At 62.4% G+C, this 13,236-nt stretch carries 12 protein-coding genes; 8 read left to right on the top strand and 4 right to left on the bottom strand.

Annotated elements, in window-relative coordinates:
* Nucleotides 1-82: 82 nt before the first annotated feature.
* Entirely contained in the window at nucleotides 83-979 is an 897-nt protein-coding gene (trhO, locus tag AB4Y81_RS04365; protein WP_055971129.1) for an oxygen-dependent tRNA uridine(34) hydroxylase TrhO, read from the top strand.
* An 8-nt stretch (nucleotides 980-987) separates the two neighbouring features.
* On the opposite strand, the gene AB4Y81_RS04360 is transcribed toward trhO, so the two are convergent.
* Both AB4Y81_RS04360 and AB4Y81_RS04355 read right to left on the bottom strand, forming a co-directional pair.
* Entirely contained in the window at nucleotides 988-1,515 is a 528-nt protein-coding gene (locus tag AB4Y81_RS04360; RefSeq protein WP_441995404.1) for a hypothetical protein, read from the bottom strand.
* Between the two features lie 66 nt (nucleotides 1,516-1,581).
* Nucleotides 1,582-2,025, bottom strand: a complete 444-nt coding sequence (locus AB4Y81_RS04355) for a hypothetical protein (RefSeq protein WP_052247271.1) — start codon at nucleotides 2,023-2,025, stop codon at nucleotides 1,582-1,584.
* Nucleotides 2,026-2,118: 93 nt separating this feature from the next.
* Between AB4Y81_RS04355 and AB4Y81_RS04350 the strand changes: the two genes are divergently transcribed.
* The 7 genes from AB4Y81_RS04350 (at nucleotide 2,119) to proC (ending at nucleotide 11,015) form a co-directional block, all read left to right on the top strand.
* Nucleotides 2,119-3,768, top strand: a complete 1,650-nt coding sequence (locus AB4Y81_RS04350) for a DUF7059 domain-containing protein (RefSeq protein ID WP_441995403.1) — start codon at nucleotides 2,119-2,121, stop codon at nucleotides 3,766-3,768.
* A complete protein-coding gene (locus AB4Y81_RS04345) occupies nucleotides 3,765-4,475 on the top strand; it encodes an ArsR/SmtB family transcription factor (RefSeq protein ID WP_026267060.1) in 711 nt (236 codons plus the stop codon). Before AB4Y81_RS04350 ends, AB4Y81_RS04345 begins: the two co-directional genes overlap by 4 nt.
* 124 nt (nucleotides 4,476-4,599) lie before the next feature.
* Complete coding sequence (topA, locus tag AB4Y81_RS04340) at nucleotides 4,600-7,323, top strand: type I DNA topoisomerase (RefSeq protein WP_441995402.1); 2,724 nt, start codon at nucleotides 4,600-4,602, stop codon at nucleotides 7,321-7,323.
* A gap of 65 nt (nucleotides 7,324-7,388) precedes the next feature.
* Entirely contained in the window at nucleotides 7,389-7,823 is a 435-nt protein-coding gene (locus AB4Y81_RS04335) for an SseB family protein (RefSeq protein WP_018777016.1), read from the top strand.
* Between the two features lie 89 nt (nucleotides 7,824-7,912).
* Entirely contained in the window at nucleotides 7,913-9,034 is a 1,122-nt protein-coding gene (locus tag AB4Y81_RS04330) for a Ppx/GppA phosphatase family protein (protein ID WP_018777015.1), read from the top strand.
* Nucleotide 9,035: 1 nt separating this feature from the next.
* Nucleotides 9,036-9,866 carry a sugar phosphate isomerase/epimerase family protein gene (locus tag AB4Y81_RS04325; RefSeq protein ID WP_441995401.1) on the top strand — a complete coding sequence of 277 codons (831 nt, stop codon included), beginning with the start codon at nucleotides 9,036-9,038 and terminating at the stop codon, nucleotides 9,864-9,866.
* Nucleotides 9,867-10,184: 318 nt separating this feature from the next.
* On the top strand, nucleotides 10,185-11,015 hold the full coding sequence (proC, locus tag AB4Y81_RS04320; protein WP_064721418.1) for a pyrroline-5-carboxylate reductase: 831 nt from the start codon (nucleotides 10,185-10,187) through the stop codon (nucleotides 11,013-11,015).
* Between the two features lie 64 nt (nucleotides 11,016-11,079).
* On the opposite strand, the gene AB4Y81_RS04315 is transcribed toward proC, so the two are convergent.
* Together AB4Y81_RS04315 and AB4Y81_RS04310 are read right to left on the bottom strand one after the other, a co-directional pair.
* On the bottom strand, nucleotides 11,080-11,718 hold the full coding sequence (locus AB4Y81_RS04315) for a potassium channel family protein (protein ID WP_011775951.1): 639 nt from the start codon (nucleotides 11,716-11,718) through the stop codon (nucleotides 11,080-11,082).
* Between the two features lie 40 nt (nucleotides 11,719-11,758).
* A complete protein-coding gene (locus AB4Y81_RS04310) occupies nucleotides 11,759-13,192 on the bottom strand; it encodes a TrkH family potassium uptake protein (RefSeq protein WP_018777012.1) in 1,434 nt (477 codons plus the stop codon).
* Nucleotides 13,193-13,236: the final 44 nt, after the last annotated feature.

The raw sequence follows: 13,236 nt of genomic DNA, 5'->3' as shown, positions 1-13,236 counted from the left end.
AGCGGAAGGGTCGTTGCTTATTGAATTGTGACGTAGTCCCTCCGGCGCAACCGGATTTTACTGCACCAAGTACCCTTTAACAGTGGCTTTGAACCGAATTGTGCTCTTCTATGGCTTTACCCCGATCGCCGACCCGGACGCCGTGCGTCTGTGGCAGCGCGCCCTCTGCGAAAAGCTGGGCCTCACGGGCAGGATCCTCATTTCCAAGGACGGCATCAACGCCACCGTGGGCGGCGAACTGAACAACATGAAGCAGTACGTCAAAACCACCCGGGAGTACAAGGGCTTCCACGGGATCGACTTCAAATGGTCAGAGGGCAGCGCCGCGGATTTCCCACGGCTCAGCGTCAAGGTCCGCGACGAAATCGTTTCGTTTGGCGCGCCGGGCGAGTTGAAGGTGGATGAGAACGGTGTTGTGGGCGGCGGCAAGCACCTGCAGCCCGAGGAACTTCACGCCTTGGTGGATGCGAAAAAGGCCGGCGGCGACGACGTCGTGTTCTTTGACGGCCGCAATGCGTTCGAAGCCCAAATCGGCAAGTTCAAGGATGCGATCGTGCCGGACGTGGATACCACCCACGACTTCATCAAGGAACTCGATTCCGGCAAGTACGACGACCTCAAGGACAAGCCGGTGGTGACTTACTGCACCGGTGGAATCCGTTGCGAGGTGCTCTCCAGCCTGATGGTCAACCGGGGCTTCAAAGAGGTTTACCAGTTGGATGGCGGCATTGTCCGCTACGGAGAAACGTTCAAGGACCAAGGCCTCTGGGAAGGCTCCCTCTACGTGTTCGACAAGCGCATGCACGTCGAATTCAGCGAAGACGCCAAGACCATCGGCGAGTGCGTGAGGTGCGCATCGCCCACCAACAAGTTCGAGAATTGCTCCAACCCCAGTTGCCGCACGCTCACTCTGTACTGCGCCGAATGTGCGTCAAGCCCGGAAACGCTCCGCTGCCCCGGTGGCTGCGACGCGGCCTGAGCGAAAGCTCATAGCCTGCTTACCCGATACGCAAAGTTCGCGTCCGCGCCTGCCCCGACGGTAATGGCAAGCACGGCGTCCTTTTCCAGCTGGACCACGCTGACCCGGGCATTGGCACATCCCAGCGTCAGGTCGACGAGTTCTGCCCCGCCCACTTTGACCGAAAACGAGACCCGCCGCGTGCCTCGGCAAGCCAACGTCACCGCGTACGTGCCGCCCGGCAGCTGGACTGTCTGCTCAGTCCGTGACTCGCCGGCGGCCAGGGAGCCGCTGCTTGAATAGAACGCCTGCCCTTGGGATTCGGGCAGAGCGGCCTTGGCCCACTCATCCAGGGCCTTGCCGGTGACCGTTGATTCCAGAGCTGGATCCGGCGGGAGAACCACGTTGGTCGACGTCGGGCCGGGACTGCTCGCGGCCCTGCTGCCGTCTTCGTAGGTATATTCGCAGGCGCTGACGCTTCCGCAGAGCACAAGGAGTACGGCGGCGGCCCTCGCCAGCCGCTGCGCCGTTACGGAGGGAGCTGCCTTGCTGCCCATGAGCTGACTTTACGCCCGTGCGGGCTCCGGCTGAAGGCCGCCCCCGGGGATCGTTGTGGCGGTGTTCTAGCTGCCTGAAGGGACCAGGTGGTAGGCAAAGATCAGAGGAGCGTCAACACTGCTGGTTGAGATGCTGACAGGGCCGTTTCCAGGCACCTTGATCTTCACCACATCGAGGCTGGCGTTGCAGGCTGCCGCGGCGTCGGTGATCTTCTTCCCGCCCGAAGAAACCGCGAAGTAGGCCTTGCCGCCGCCATCGCATGCCATGGTGAGCGTGTAATTTCCGGCCGGAACGTCGGCGGACTCCTTTACAAGCGGATCCCGGTTGAGGATTTTGCCTGAATCCTCCAACACAGCGGTGCTGGTAGCGGGGAGGACTTTCTCCTTCCACGCAGGGACGTCGGCATCCTGGATGTTGACCGGAGCCTGGCAGGCTGAGACTCCCAGCAGTGCGGCAGCAGCGATGGAAACAAGGCCGGCAAGGCGCCTTGCAGTGGAGAAAGTGAGCATGGATCCAACGCTACCGGGTTCGGAAGGCGTGCTTTGTCCACATAGGGCGAACGACGAACCCATGGGCAGCTGTGCCGCACCTACACTGGCAAGGTGACTGACACAGCTTCCTTGTTTACCGCCGGCAATACTGACGATGCTCCCCGCAGCGACCAGCCGGACCTTCTTCTGGCCCTCTCCTCGGACCTTCGTGCCATCTCCTACACCGTGGACGGAGTGGCCGGGCTCCTGGGCGGGTCAGCCTCGGAAGCGCTGTCCCGGGACCAGCTCGTTCCAGCCCTGTTGGCCAGTGAACGTCAGCTGCTCTCCGAAGACCCGGCCGTCCGGGCGCTGGCCGTCATTGTCCGCCTGTGGCTTTTGGCCGTTCCGCAAAATGTCGCTGATGTCGATGCCGCACTGACCGGAACCGGGTCGAGCGGACTGGAAAGTCTGGGACTTGTAACTGTTGAGTCCGGGCTGGTCCAGGCCAGGGTGGACCTTCGTCCCTATGGCTGGGATGCCAACGCGGACGGCACCGGTGGAGCGGAACTGTGGGTGGCCAGCGACCTCGCTGCCCATCAGCAGCCAGGGGTTTTGAGGCACGATCACGTCCTGGGGATTGGCCGGGCCTCCACAACGCTTGTCCAGACCACGTCCCGGCGCCACACCGTACGCGCTTTGGATCTGGGGACGGGCTGCGGGATCCAGACATTCCACCTCCTGCACCACTGTGAGCATGTCACGGCCACGGATATCTCCCCCCGGGCGCTCGCCTTCACCCGCTTCAATCTCCTGCTCAACGCCACTGAGCTGGACTTGGACCCCGACAACCTGGAAGCCCGCGTGAGCTTGAGGCTGGGCTCGCTGCTGGAGCCGGTGGCCGGGGAACTGTTCGGCCTGGTGGTGTCCAACCCGCCGTTCGTGATCACTCCCCGCACCGGCGGTGAGTCCTCTGCCGAGCAGTTCACCTACAGGGACGGCGGATTGGCAGGTGACGGGATCGTGGCATCACTCGTGCAGTCCCTCGCCTCCGTCCTCGAACCGGGCGGTACCGCGCAGATGCTGGGCAACTGGGAGATTGCCGCGGGGGCGGGCTGGAAAGACCGTCCGAAGGCCTGGCTGAAGGATTCAGGTTTGGATGTGTGGTTTATCCAACGCGAGCAGGTTGGCCCGGAGCAGTACGCTGAAACGTGGCTGCAGGACGCCTCGCAGAACCGTGAAGGCGGCCATTACAAGGACGCCTACGCCGCCTACCTCAGCGACTTCGCTTCCCGGAATGTCGAGGGAATCGGTTTCGGCATGATCCTGCTGCGCCGCCCCGAGGCCGGGCACGGTGCCGTTATCAACCGCTTCGAGGAAATCACCTATCCCATAGAGCAGCCGATTGGGCCACATCTGGGTTCCGCGGTGGAGAGGGCGGACTGGGTGTCCGCGCACCCCATCCCGGAGGCGCATCTCATAGTGGCCGAGGACGTGACCGAGGAACGCCACCAACGGCCTGGAGCAGCCCATCCGGGTGTCATCCTCCTGCGTCAGGGGGCCGGTCTGCGGCGTACCAACCTGCTGAGCACGGAACTGGCCGGCTTTGTTTCAGCCTGCGATGGGCAGCTGTCTGTCAGCCAGATCGTTTCTGCCTTGGTGGCATTGCTGGGCGGAGACGATACCTTCGACGAAGGTGTTTTCCGTGAGGGATTGTTCAGCGAGGTCACCAACCTGGTCCTCGATGGTTTCCTGCTTCCCGACCCGGAGCGGTACGGCTCATGAATGGCCCAGGCGTGCCGCGCCCGTCGACGTCCGGTCGCCCCGATAGTGACCCTGACTACACTGATGAAGTGATTGCGAACAACGAGACATCCCAAACGTCGGGAGACGCCCCGCGGCGGAAGCGGGCAGAGAAGACGGTTGAGATTACCGATCCCAAGGCTATCCGCGCCTTGGCGCATGCTGCCCGCATTGAGGTCATCTCCGAGCTCTACGCTACCCAGGTAAGCCACACGGCCACCGAACTTGCCGCCAGGACGGGCCTGACCCCGAGCGCCATGAGCTACCACCTCCGGGCTCTCCAAAAGTGGGGAATTGTGGCACCGGCGGAGAACTCGGGAGATGCCCGTGAAAGGCGTTGGAAAGCGGCCGGGACGGACTTCACGATTTCCGGAGGCAGCGTCGCCAGCCCGGAGATCGCAGTGGTGGACTTGGAACTGGACGCCTTCCGACGCAGGGCATCGGCATTTGCCAAAGCCCGGGGTGAGCGGCGTCAGCGGGGGGAAACGGGGGAGGAGCCCGCAGCCGTGGTCCTCTCAAGCAACCTGCTGTACCTGACCAACCCGCAGAGGAAAGAGCTTGCGGACAGGATCCGGGAGGTTGTGCGGGAGTACGAACTTGAGGATCCCACCCGGATTCCCGAGGGTGCGCAGCGAATGGCAACCTTGTGGTCAATGATCCCTGACGACCGCGTGGCACCGGGCCAATAGCACCATCCCAGGTCCCCGAAGGACCGCCTGGTTTCCCTGGCCAAAACGCAGGATTCTGCAAACTATGGTGAACTAGGCCAATATGGGCAGCAGCCCAATTACACATTTTTTCTGTAGGAGCACCGTGCCCAGCAAGGCAAAAACCGGCAAGAAACTCGTGATCGTGGAGTCTCCGGCCAAGAGCAAGACCATCGCCAAGTACCTTGGCGAGGGCTTCATCGTCGAGGCTTCCATCGGCCATATCCGGGATCTTCCCCAGCCGTCAGACCTCCCTGCAGAACTGAAGAAGACTTCGCTGGGCAAGTTCGCGGTGGACATCGAAAACGACTTCAAGCCTTACTACGTGGTGTCTCCCGACAAGAAGAAAAAGGTTGCCGAGCTCAAAGCCCAGCTGAAAGATGCTGACGCTCTCTACCTCGCAACCGATGGGGACCGCGAAGGCGAAGCCATCGCGTGGCACCTCCTGGAGGTTCTGAAGCCCAAGGTTCCCGTATACCGGATGACCTTTGGTGAAATCACCAAGGAAGCCATCCACCGGGCCATGGACAACCTGCGCGACGTCGACACGGCGCTGGTCGATGCCCAGGAAACCCGCCGTATCCTCGACCGGCTCTACGGTTATGAAATTTCCCCCGTGCTGTGGCGCAAAGTAGCCCGCGGACTCTCGGCGGGCCGCGTGCAATCCGTGGTGACCCGCATGGTCGTGGACCGTGAACGCGAACGCATGGCCTTCCGGGCAGCCTCATACTGGGACCTGACGGGGCAGTTCGGCGCAGGATCAGGATCCTTCAAGGCCAAGCTCGCCGCCGTGGATGGTGCCAAGGTGGCCAGCGGCCGCGACTTCAACGACAACGGCCAGCTCACGTCCAGCAACGTTGTCCATCTCAACGAGGAACTGGCCACGTCTCTGGCGTCAGGGCTGGAAAACGCTGATTTCCGTGTCCGTTCGGTAGACACCAAGCCGTACACGCGCCGGCCTGCAGCTCCGTTCACAACCTCGACGTTGCAGCAGGAAGCTGGCCGCAAGCTCCGGTTCTCCTCCAAGAGCACCATGCAGATCGCGCAGCGCCTGTATGAAAACGGCTACATCACCTATATGCGTACCGACTCCTCGGCGCTGAGCGATGAAGCGCTCACCGCTTCCCGCCGCCAGGCTGCTGAACTGTACGGACCCGAGTACGTACCCCAGAGCCCGCGCGTTTACGCAAACAAGGCGGCCAACGCCCAGGAAGCCCACGAAGCCATCCGCCCCGCTGGTGACTCCTTCCGCACTCCGGCCCAGGTTGCCAAGCAGCTTAGCGGCGACGAATTCCGGTTGTACGAACTCATCTGGAAGCGCACCGTCGCCTCGCAGATGGCCGATGCCAAGGGATCCACTGCCACGATCCGCCTGGGCGCAGTTGCCGCCGATGGACGTGACGCAGAGTTCTCCGCCTCCGGCACCGTCATTACGTTCCCCGGCTTCCTTGCTGCCTACGAAGAGGGCAAGGACGAAAGCCGCGGCGACGACGAATCCGATGAAGCCCGCCGCCTGCCGAACGTTGCCAAGGACGATTCCCTGACTGCTTCGGACATCGTTGCTGTTGGCCACGAAACGTCCCCGCCCCCGCGGTACACGGAAGCGTCCCTCACCGCAGAGCTGGAAAAGCGCGGCATCGGCCGCCCATCCACATATGCGTCCACGATTTCCACCATCCAGGACCGCGGATACGTCCGGAAACAGGGCTCTGCCCTGGTTCCCAGCTGGATTGCCTTCTCGGTGATCCGGTTGCTGGAGCAGCACTTCACGGACTACGTGGACTACGAGTTCACGGCCGACATGGAAGGCGACCTGGACAAGATCGCCAACGGCCAGGCAGCGGGTACCACCTGGCTCAAGCACTTCTACTACGGTGAAGACGCCGATCCCGGCCTGCTGAGCATCGTCAACAACCTGGGCGAAATTGATGCGCGGGAAATCAACTCGGTGCCGATCGCCGAAGGCATCACACTGCGCGTTGGCAAGTTCGGACCCTACCTGGAGAGCTCCATCCCCACGGTGGATGAGAAGACGGGCGAGGTAGTTGAGTCTGCCCGTGCCAATGTCCCTGAGGAACTCGCTCCCGACGAGCTCACGGCCGAAAAAGCCAAAGAGCTCATGGAGACAGCCGCTCCCGAGGAACGCGTTCTGGGAACCGACCCGCACACCGGTCACACGGTTGTGGCAAAGAATGGTCGCTACGGTGCCTACGTCACCGAGATCATCCCGGAAATGACCGAGGAACAGTTGGCCAACCAACCGGTCGAGTATTACAAGAACGGCAAGCCCAAGCCTCCGAAGAAGCCGGTCAAGGCAAAGCCGCGCACCGGTTCGCTCTTCAAGTCCATGACGGTGGACAGCGTGACCCTGGATGAAGCGCTGCAGCTCATGAGCCTTCCGAGGGTCCTGGGCGAGGACGCCGAAGGCAACCCCATTACAGTCCAGAACGGCCGTTTTGGTCCGTACTTGAAGAAGGGCACGGACTCGCGGTCCATCGGATCCGAAGAGGAAATCTTCACGATCACTCTGGACCAGGCGTTGGAGATCTACTCGCAGCCCAAACAACGTGGAGCACGGGCAGCCGTCCCGCCCTTGGCCGAGTTCGGCCCTGACCCAGTGTCGGAGAAGAACATCGTCGTGAAGGAAGGCCGCTTCGGGCCCTACATCACGGACGGCGTCACGAACATTACTGTCCCGCGCTCAACCTCGCTTGAGGAACTGACCCGGGAACGCGCCGTCGAGCTTTTGGCTGAAAAGCGGGCCAAGGGACCGGTCAAGCGGACCACCACACGTAAGGCCCCGGCGAAGAAAGCCGCGGCGAGGAAGTAGCCGGGGCGTCGGCCGGGAAGCATTCGCGAATTGCGTCCCGGCCGTCATCGTGGTCGAGTAGAACCATGACTGAACAGACGGATTCCCCGGACAACGGACCCTTGAACGACCTCGAGGCGAAGCTCGCCTTGGCCGACCAGCCGGACGCGAACCCCGTGGACGTCATCCTCGCTTTCCTGAACAACGAGGTCTACCTCGTCAGCTCGGAAGCGGTGGACGGACCTGACTCCTCGGTTGAGCCGTTGGTGCTCTCGAACGCCGATGGACAACCCGTTCTTGCAGTGTTCAGCCACCCCAGCCGCGTTGACGACCGCTTCCTCGAGGCCGCACCGCACGTCCTGGGCACCATGGGTTCAGCCATCCTTGGAAACATCGGTGATGAGCTCGGCATGGTCATCAACCCGGGAAGCGAATTCGGCTTCGAAATCGACCCTGAGGGCATCGCGAATATCCGCCGCGACTTCAAGCGGGCGGACGAGGCAGCAGATCAGGCGGAATAGAAGCAAGCCAGGCAGCTGGCTTCCTTCGCGTCGGCGAAACGTCACCGCCAAGTTGCTTACCGGGCTTCAAATCGGTGAATAATGGCAGAATGCGTCTTGGCGTTCTCGACATCGGGTCCAATACCGTCCACCTTCTGCTGGTGGACGCCCACCCCGGCGCGCGCCCGGTAGCCTTCGCCTCCCACAAGCGTCCGCTGTCACTGGTGCAATACCTCGACGGTGATGGCAACATCAACGACGCCGGCCAGCATGAGCTCATCGAATTCGTCCTGGAGGCCTGGGAGTTCGCGGCCAGCCACAAAGCGGAGGACCTCCTGGCCTTCTGTACCTCGGCCATCCGGGAGGCAACCAACGGGCCCGAGGTCCTGGCCAGGGTCAAGCACGAAACCACTGTGACCCTCCAGGAACTCACAGGCAGCGAAGAAGCCTCCATGACGTTCTTCGCCGTGCGCCGTTGGTATGGCTGGGGCGCCGGGCCGATCCTGGACCTGGACATCGGAGGCGGCTCCTTCGAAATGGCTTACGGCACAGACGAGCTCCCGGAGTTCGCCACCTCGGTCCCTCTGGGTGCCAGCCGGTTGACGCGGGACTGGCTCCACGACGACCCTCCCAGCGCCAAAAGCGTCAAGGAACTCCGGCGCTACATCCGCTCCACCTTGAAGCCCGTTGTCCGCAACTTCCACGAACTCGGCCGCGCTAATCTTGTGGCCGGCACATCCAAGACCTTCCGTTCACTGGCCCGTATTGCCGGCGCCGCTCCCAGCGCCGCCGGACCCTACGTGAAGCGCGAACTCCATGCGGCGGACCTGGGCTTGTGGGCGCAACGGATTTCGGCCATGACGGTGGAAGACAGGCTGTACCTCCCAGGTGTCTCGGATGCCCGGGCGCGCCAGCTGTTGGCTGGTGCCCTGGTCGCTGAAGCGGCGCTGGAACTTTTCGAATTCCCCACGATGGAGATTTGTCCGTGGGCACTGCGGGAAGGCTTGATCCTGCGCCGGCTGGACCAATTGGTTTTTGAGGAAGCCCTCGACCCCGCACCCCACGTGGGGAAAAGGAAGAAGGACAAATCAAAAAAGAAAGCGGCCAAGGAAGACGGCCGAAGCGCCGAATATGAAGATTCCCACCCGGATGTGAAAGAGTTTCCGGTCCCGGTAAATACCCCTGCCCCTTCCCCCATTCCAGCCCCCGCGGCAGGCGGGCTGGCCTCCTGAGATGAGCAACGACGTCGAACCTGAAGTGAATGACCGCCAGATCCCAGTGGCGCTGTCCAGCGCCTCCGTCTATCCCCTGAGTGTCCATGACGCTTTCGCCGTCGCCCAGGACCTGGGCTACGAGGGCGTTGAAGTGATGGTCACCAACAACGCCGTGAGCCAGGACCCCGCTGCCCTGATCCAGCTCAGCCACCGCTACAACCAGGAGATCGTCTCCATCCACGCACCCACCCTGCTGTTGACCCAGCAGGTGTGGGGCACGGCGTGGAACAAGATCGAGAAATCCTGCCAGATGGCCGCTGAAGTGGGTTGCGATACCGTGGTGGTCCATCCGCCTTTCCGCTGGCAGTCCAACTACGCGGAGAACTTCGTTGAAGGCGTCCGTGAGATCGCGACGACCTATCAGGTCCGCATCGCCGTCGAGAACATGTATCCGTGGCGCGTACGGGGTCGGGAAGCGGTGGCTTACCTGCCGCACTGGGATCCGCTGGGACAGGATTACGACGACGTCACGTGGGACTTCTCGCATGYCGCCACTGCTGGAGCAAACAGCCTGGAGGCCATCAAGGCCCTGGGAAGCAAACTCAGGCACGTCCACCTGACGGACGGCTCGGGCTCGGGCAAGGACGAACACTTGGTTCCTGGCACGGGAACCCAACAGTGCGCGGATGCCCTGCAGCACTTGGCAGCCACCGGCTTCGACGGCGTTGTGGTGGCAGAGATTTCCACCCGCAAGGCGAAGGTGGCGGGGGAGCGGGAGGAGATGCTCGCCGAAACCCTGCGTTTCGCCCGGCAGCACCTCACGATCCCAGCGAACGCGGAGCGTGGCTAGGCATTAATTTCCCGGGTTGTTCGCTTGGCCTGCCGTTCCACGGCGGGCCATGCGAACAGTTCAGGGCTGCCTGTCGGCGCCTGAACAGGCTCTTAAATGCGAAAGCACCGGCGGCCGAATCGGGAAATGGGGGAAAACCCGCCCGGCCACCGGTGCTGCTGGCGGACATCCCCATGCCCGCCTCATCACTCGCACCCTCAATGAGGTAACTACTAAGTTACGGACCAAGCATGGGTGCTGCCTGCAATAACCTTGGGAACAAGCTGTGAATCCGGAACCCATTCGACCCTGTCCGAGGTCTGCTGCAATGATGGAGCCATGAGCAACCGAATCGCTTTCCTTGGCTGTGGATCCATGAACGAGGCAATCATGGGGGGTCTGCTCGCAGCGGGCACGGATCCCTCCGACATCGTGGCAACGGTTCGCCGGCCGGAACGCGCCGATGAACTTGCCCAGCGGCACGGCGTCATGGCGATCGCCGGCGAAGAAGAACCGGACAACAACAAGCTGGCCACCAAAGGTTCCGGGATGGTCATCCTCGGAGTGAAGCCAGTGGGCATTGCGGATCTTGCCCGGGAAATCAGCCCGTCATTGTCGAAGGACACCATTGTGGTGAGCGTCGCTGCAGCCGTTTCCATCGCGCAGCTTGAGGCGGCGCTGCCGGAAGGCCAGCCGGTGATCCGTACGATGCCCAACACCCCTGCCAGGCTGGGCCGCGGCGTCGTGTCTGTTTCGCCTGGAACGCACTGCACGCCGGAACAGCTGGAGAAGGTCAAAACGGCGTTGGCCGGTGCCGGCAAGGTGGTTGAGGTTCCCGAAGAGCAGGTGGACGCGTTGTCGGCCATCAGTGGCTCGGGCCCGGCCTACGCGTTCTATTTGGCTGAAGCAATGGCTGCTGCGGGCGTGGAGCTTGGCCTGGACGAAGAACTCTCCCTGATGCTGGCACGCGAAACGGTGGCCGGTGCAGGTTTCATGCTGGCCGAACCGGGGGCGGACCCGCGTGCGCTCCGCATCGCCGTCACGAGCCCCAACGGCACGACTGAACGCGCCATCATGGCATTTGACGACGGCGGGATCCCCAGGATCATTGCCGACGGCGCCAGGGCTGCAGCGGCCCGCGCAGCGGAGATCACCAAGCAGCTCGGCTAGTTCCCTACGGCAAACGCCCTCCCGCGAGCGGCGGAAGGGCGTTTGCTGTACCAAAAATCAGTGGCTACGGGCGGGCGGCGAACCGCTCCAGCAGGTCAACGTGTCCGGACACGATCAACATGTCGTGGCCGGACACTTTGGTTTCCGGCCGGGCGTAGGTGAAGTCCTCGCCGGGGGTTTTCACGCCGACAATCGTCACACCATATTTGGAACGGACCTTGGACTCTTCCAGCGTGAAGCCAACCGTTTCCTTGGGCGGGTACATCTTGACGATTGCGTAGTCGTCGTCGAACTCGATGAAGTCCAGCATCCTGCCCGATACCAGGTGGGCAGCGCGCACGCCGGCGTCGGCCTCCGGGTAGATCACGTGGTTGGCGCCGATGCGGGTGAGGATCTTGCCGTGCGAGGGGGTGATGGCCTTGACCCAGAGGTGCTGGATGCCGAGGTCCACGAGGTTCACGGTGATGAGCACGGACGATTCAATGGAGGTGCCCACGCCCACTACGGCGGAGCTGAACTCCTGGGCGCCCAACTGGCGGAGGGCATCGATGTTGGTGGCATCGGCCTCCACAACGTGCGTCAGCACAGGGGCCCACTTTTGAACCAGCGTGCGGTCGCGCTCGATGGCCAAAACTTCGCGGCCCTGCTTCACCAATTGCTCGGCTGTGGCAGAGCCGAACCGGCCCAGGCCAATGACCAGCACTGGGGCATTGTGTGCGGGGCGGTTGGCAGCCCCCGTGGTGTTAGCCAATGATTGGCCTCTCTTCCGGGTAGTGGAACAGCTGGCTGCGCTGGCGCAGGGCCAGGCCGGCTGCAAGGGTTACTGTGCCGACGCGTCCGGCGAACATCAGCGCTGTCAGTACATAAACTCCCGACGGCGGCAGCTCGGCACTGAGGTTGGTGCTGAGTCCCACGGTGGCGAAGGCGGAGATGGATTCGAAAAGCACCCGGTCCAGTGACGCTCCGCTGATGGAGAGCAACAAGAATGCTGCCACGGATACCAAGGTGGCGCCAGCAACGATCACCGAAATGGCCACACGCATGGTGCCTTGGGGAATGGTACGACCGTAGACCTTCACATCGGCGTCACCGCGGGCTTCGGCCATGATGGCAAGGAACATGACGGCAATGGTGGTCACTTTGATGCCACCTGCTGTGGAGGCGGACCCGCCGCCGGCAAACATGAGTGCGTCGGTGAGGAGCATTGTGGTGGATTCCATGTGGTTCTGGTCCACCAGGTTGAAGCCGCCCGAACGCGTCATTACGGACGCAAAGAGCGAATGCGTGATCTTGTCGCCGAGGTCCATGTTCGCGATGGTCCGCACGTTGTCCCACTCCATCATGGCCCAGAGCACTGTGCCGGCGACGAGCAGGATAAAGGAAACCTGGATGGTGAGCTTGGTGTGGAGGTTCCATTTCTTCCAGTTGAGCCCGTTCTGCTGCAGCACCATCACTACCGGGAAGCCCAGGCTGCCGAGGAAGACCCCGAGCATCAGGGGCACAAGTATCCAGAGGTCGGTTTCGTAGGGCACGATGCCGTCCGAGTGGGGCGTGAAACCGGCGTTGTTGAAAGAAGAGATCGAGTAGAAAACTCCGTGCCACACCGCTTGCCAAAAGTCTTCGCCGAGCACTATGAAGCGCGGAATGAGCGCCAGTGCGAGGGCCCCTTCGATGACCACCGAGGTCACGATCACGATTCGGAGCAGGGTACCCACCTCACCGAGGCGGCCTGCGTTGTTCATGGCTTCCTGTGCGATGAGCTTGCCGCGCACACCGAGCCGCTTGCTGACCATGAGGGCCAGGAGTGAGGCCAGCGTGAGGGTGCCCAAGCCTCCAACGAAGATGCCGACCAGGATGACGAGCTGGCCGAAAAACGTCCAATGGGTGGCTGTGGAAACCACAGTCAACCCGGTGACGCAGACACTCGATACGGCAGTGAACAGAGCCTGGTGCAGTGGCGTCACCACCCCTTCCGTCGAGGCCGCGGGAAGGGACAGCAATCCAGTGAAGAACAGGATGACGACGGCGAACACCGTCAGTGCCAAACGCGCCGGTGAGGTGTTGGCAATGTTGTCGATGAAGTCACGCACGCGCGTGAAGATCCAGAGACCTTCGCGTTCCTGCTGAATGGGTTGCCAGTTGCTCGGGCTCGTTGACCGCGACTGGCTGTGGGACATGGCGTTCTTCCTTGGTTGAAACAAGCTTTCCTGAGTAGTAAACC

It is taken from the genome of Paenarthrobacter sp. TAF1, assembly GCF_052113825.1.
GTDB lineage: Bacteria > Actinomycetota > Actinomycetes > Actinomycetales > Micrococcaceae > Arthrobacter > Arthrobacter nicotinovorans.
This window is presented reverse-complemented; position numbering and strand designations above follow the sequence as displayed.

What these genes read in the sequence shown, in the direction of transcription:
- AB4Y81_RS04310 (WP_018777012.1), bottom strand. Translation starts at nt 13,192, where the DNA reads ATGTCCCACAGCCAGTCGCGGTCAACGAGCCCGAGCAACTGGCAACCC.
- AB4Y81_RS04335 (WP_018777016.1), top strand. Translation starts at nt 7,389, where the DNA reads ATGACTGAACAGACGGATTCCCCGGACAACGGACCCTTGAACGACCTC.
- AB4Y81_RS04355 (WP_052247271.1), bottom strand. Translation starts at nt 2,025, where the DNA reads ATGCTCACTTTCTCCACTGCAAGGCGCCTTGCCGGCCTTGTTTCCATC.
- AB4Y81_RS04345 (WP_026267060.1), top strand. Translation starts at nt 3,765, where the DNA reads ATGAATGGCCCAGGCGTGCCGCGCCCGTCGACGTCCGGTCGCCCCGAT.
- AB4Y81_RS04330 (WP_018777015.1), top strand. Translation starts at nt 7,913, where the DNA reads ATGCGTCTTGGCGTTCTCGACATCGGGTCCAATACCGTCCACCTTCTG.
- proC (WP_064721418.1), top strand. Translation starts at nt 10,185, where the DNA reads ATGAGCAACCGAATCGCTTTCCTTGGCTGTGGATCCATGAACGAGGCA.
- AB4Y81_RS04360 (WP_441995404.1), bottom strand. Translation starts at nt 1,515, where the DNA reads ATGGGCAGCAAGGCAGCTCCCTCCGTAACGGCGCAGCGGCTGGCGAGG.